This window comes from Arthrobacter sp., from assembly GCF_030540645.1.
GTDB lineage: Bacteria > Actinomycetota > Actinomycetes > Actinomycetales > Micrococcaceae > Specibacter.
Genome location: NZ_JAUNVV010000043.1, coordinates 8,106 through 11,451, shown reverse-complemented (window position 1 = coordinate 11,451; position 3,346 = coordinate 8,106). Strand labels below are relative to the sequence as shown.

Genomic DNA, 3,346 nt, shown 5'->3' with positions numbered 1-3,346 from the left:
AACACCGTCAGCGACGGCACGTGGGTTGTGGGCGTGGACATTGAGCCCGGCACGTACAAACCCACCGCCAACGTAGGCTCCCGTTGCTACTGGGGCCTCTACGCGAGCGGTTCCAACGGCGACGACATCATCGCCAACGATATTCCCGGCGGCGGACTCCCCTCAGTGACCATCGCAGCTGGGCAGGACTTCAAGACCGCCCGCTGCGGAACGTGGACCCGGCAATAACAGACAACTTCAGCCAGCGGCAAGCCCTTTAGAACAAGGCCCGCCTCCACACCATCTGGTAACACCAACAACCAACACCACAAACTGGCACAGGCAGCTTTGCCGTGCCCGAAAGGAAACATCATGACTCAAAATGCTTATGTCAAAGATCCTCAGCAAGCCCCGTTCGCCCCTGCCAAGCAGGAGGGCGCCAAGTCGTTCTTGGTGACGTGGCTGTTGTCCTTGTTCCTGGGCTACTGGGGCGTGGACCGCTTCTACCTCGGCAAGGTGGGCACCGGCCTGCTGAAGCTGTTCACGTTCGGCGGGCTCGGCGTCTGGGCCTTGATCGACTTGATCATCACGCTTGCTGGAAAGCAGACAGATAAGGCTGGCAACTCCTTGGCTGGCTACTCCAAAAACAAGGTTATGGCGATTGTCGTGACCCTGGCCTTGATGCTGGTGGGTGGCATTGGTGGCGGCGTCGCCGGTGTATCAGCCGGAAAAGCCGTTGTTGAATCCAGCATCGAAGCCCCGGCGCCCATTGCCCCGGAGGCAGCAGCCCCGGCTGTCGAGAAGCCTGTTGAGAAGCCAGCCGAGAAGCCGAAGGAAGAGCTCGTGGCCAAGAAGCCAGCAGCAGCAGCGTGGACTGAAGTGGTGTCCCTGAGCGGCACCGCTGACCAGGCCAGCCAGGTCTTTGAGCTCTCAGGCAAGGAAACCCGCTTGGTTTATGAGTTCACTGGCTCCGACCCGGACATGGCCATTGCCGCCATCTATCTGGAGAAAGAAGGCACAGACATCGCTGTTGACGGTGGCATCCCCGTTGTCATGGCCAGCAAGCCAGAGAGCAACACCACGGCATTGCACAAGAAGGCTGGCACGTACTTCCTGGACGTCAAGGCAGCAAACTTGGACTCCTGGACCGTAAAGATCGAAGAGAAGAAGTAGCTCTAAAACACGAATGGCCGGGTTGACGGATCCGCAAGGACGCCGTCAACCCGGCCACAGTGCTTTCCACAACGGGAAACGTAAGGCTACTTTTGGTTCTCATCCTTGGGGTGCTGCTCGCGAGTCTTGTCCGGCTTGTCCTCACGCAATTTCGCTTCACGCGCGTCCAACTCGGCCTTGAGTTTGCGCAGGCGCTCAGCTTCCATCTTCTGTGCCCTGTCGACTTCCAGATTACGCAGGAACTCGGGGTTGTCATCCGGGGCCACCGAGCGGCCATAGCTGACGGTGTGGGACGGGCCGCGCGGAGCTGATCCTTGGCCGCCCTGCGTTTGCGACTGATTGGATGCCGCGCCAGCATATTGGGGGCGTCCGAACAAGAACCACAAGGCCACACCAATGACATTCAAAAGCACAATGATAAATACCCAGGCAGTCTTGGGGATGCTCCGCACGTCGCTGGGCTCGCTGCGGAGGCAGTCGATGAGTCCGTAGACAAACAGGACAACACCTAAAGTCACGGGAATGATATAGCGCATGCTTCATTCTAACGTTGACGGGCAAATTACCGCCCCGGGCGTTACCCGGGGCAGACACTCAGTTTCAGCGGCTAAACTTGAGCCGTGGCTTTCTTCAAATACTCCTTGGTCCGCGCCGTGCTCTTCTTGGCGTTCTTCCTCCTCGCCTACAAGGTGATTGGCTTTTCCTGGCTTACAGGGGCCTTGGTCGCAGCACTGGGCGCCTTCTTGATCAGCTTCGTTTTCCTGCGCAAGCAGCGCGACGGCGCAACCGCCGTCGTTGCTGGCCGATTCGCACCGAATGCCGAGACCACACAGTCCGCAGGTGCTACCGCAGACGCCGAGGCTGAAGATGCCTTGGTTGATGAAAACCCCGACATCTGGGTTGATGCAGACCGCAAGCCCAGCGCATCCAAGTCCGAGCGCGCAGAAGAAGAGTCGCTCTAAACGCAGCCAACTGCAACCCGCGGACTGGATTCGTGGATTACAACGCCGTGAGCACCATGGCCACGGCGAACAGGACGCTGAACCCCAAGTTGAACAGGCCGGTTTGCTGCAAAACAGGGATCAGGTTCTTTCGCATTTTGCCCGTGAGCATCAGCCAGCTGGGCATCACCATGAACGGGACCAGCAGCAGCACCAGCAAAATCCACGGCTTCGCCGGTACCAGGAACAACATCAGCAGCACTGACAGCGCCAGCATCACCACATAGCTGAGCCGCGCGTTTCTATCGCCCAGCCGCACGGCCAGGGTACGCTTGCCCACTTCAGTGTCCGTGGGAATGTCGCGGACATTGTTGGCCATCAAAAGTGCGACGGCGATCAGTCCCGTCGAGATTGAACCCAACACCGCCGCCGTGCTCACCGCGCCGGTCTGGGTGAACGTGGTGCCCAAGGTTGCCACGGGGCCAAAGAACACAAACACGAACACGTCGCCCAGACCCATGTAGCCGTACGGATTCTTGCCGCCCGTGTAGCCCCAGGCGGCCAGTACGGCCCCGGCCCCGATCAGCAGCAGCCACCAAGCCTGCGACAGCACCACCAGTGCCAAACCGGCCAACATGGCCAGACCAAACGCGGCAAACGCGGCCATCTTCACATGCGAGGGCTTCGCCGCACCGCTGCCCACCAAGCGCAGCGGTCCCACCCGCACTTCGTCAGTGCCGCGGATGCCGTCGGAGTAGTCGTTGGCGTAGTTCACGCCAATTTGCAGCAGCAAGGCCACGAACATGGCCAACACGGCCCGGCCCCACTGCAGGGCCCCCATGTCGAAGGCCGCAGCGGTACCGATGATCACGGGGGCCACTGCCATGGGCAAGGTCCTTAGCCGAGCCCCGGAAATCCATTGCCCCACAGTGGCCACGGTGTTACTCCTTCAATTCTTTTGTACATATGTTTTGCGCATTGGGTGTTGGTGGACTCAATCAACGGGTCCACCGCGTTAATTGTGCCGCTTCACGGCACTAAGCAGTTTGGGCGGCTTCGGCCAAAGCGGCCAAAATCGCCGTCCTGTCAGGCTTTCCCGTGGCAAGCAAGGGAAGCTCGGAGACGAACACCACAGTTTTGGGCACCAAATGAGCTTCCACCAGTGCCGCCGCACCGGCCAGCAGCTCGGGCAGGGAGCAGGAGGCAACAACCATGGCCGCCACCTGCTGCCCCCATTCGGCGGACGGTACCGG

The 3,346-nt window shown here is 60.2% G+C and carries 4 protein-coding genes and 2 pseudogenes; 3 read left to right on the top strand and 3 right to left on the bottom strand.

Annotation, left to right across the window (positions count from 1 at the left end):
* Both Q4P21_RS09645 and Q4P21_RS09640 read left to right on the top strand, forming a co-directional pair.
* A pseudogene (locus Q4P21_RS09645) lies at nucleotides 1-228 on the top strand (hypothetical protein); the annotation flags it as partial.
* 123 nt (nucleotides 229-351) lie between these two features.
* On the top strand, nucleotides 352-1,152 hold the full coding sequence (locus Q4P21_RS09640; RefSeq protein WP_303388559.1) for a TM2 domain-containing protein: 801 nt from the start codon (nucleotides 352-354) through the stop codon (nucleotides 1,150-1,152).
* Nucleotides 1,153-1,238: 86 nt separating this feature from the next.
* Here the strand turns inward: Q4P21_RS09640 and Q4P21_RS09635 are convergent, their stop codons facing one another.
* Nucleotides 1,239-1,688 (bottom strand): PLD nuclease N-terminal domain-containing protein, encoded by a 450-nt coding sequence (locus Q4P21_RS09635; protein ID WP_303388558.1) that lies wholly within the window; start codon nucleotides 1,686-1,688, stop codon nucleotides 1,239-1,241.
* Nucleotides 1,689-1,772: 84 nt separating this feature from the next.
* Between Q4P21_RS09635 and Q4P21_RS09630 the strand changes: the two genes are divergently transcribed.
* On the top strand, nucleotides 1,773-2,114 hold the full coding sequence (locus Q4P21_RS09630) for a DUF4229 domain-containing protein (protein WP_303388557.1): 342 nt from the start codon (nucleotides 1,773-1,775) through the stop codon (nucleotides 2,112-2,114).
* Between the two features lie 37 nt (nucleotides 2,115-2,151).
* Here Q4P21_RS09630 and Q4P21_RS09625 read toward each other — a convergent pair whose 3' ends face one another.
* Both Q4P21_RS09625 and Q4P21_RS09620 read right to left on the bottom strand, forming a co-directional pair.
* The gene (locus Q4P21_RS09625) at nucleotides 2,152-3,030 is read right to left on the bottom strand and encodes a 1,4-dihydroxy-2-naphthoate polyprenyltransferase (RefSeq protein WP_303388556.1); all 879 of its coding nucleotides are present in this window, start codon (nucleotides 3,028-3,030) and stop codon (nucleotides 2,152-2,154) included.
* Between the two features lie 100 nt (nucleotides 3,031-3,130).
* Nucleotides 3,131-3,346: pseudogene (locus Q4P21_RS09620) on the bottom strand (AMP-dependent synthetase); the annotation flags it as partial.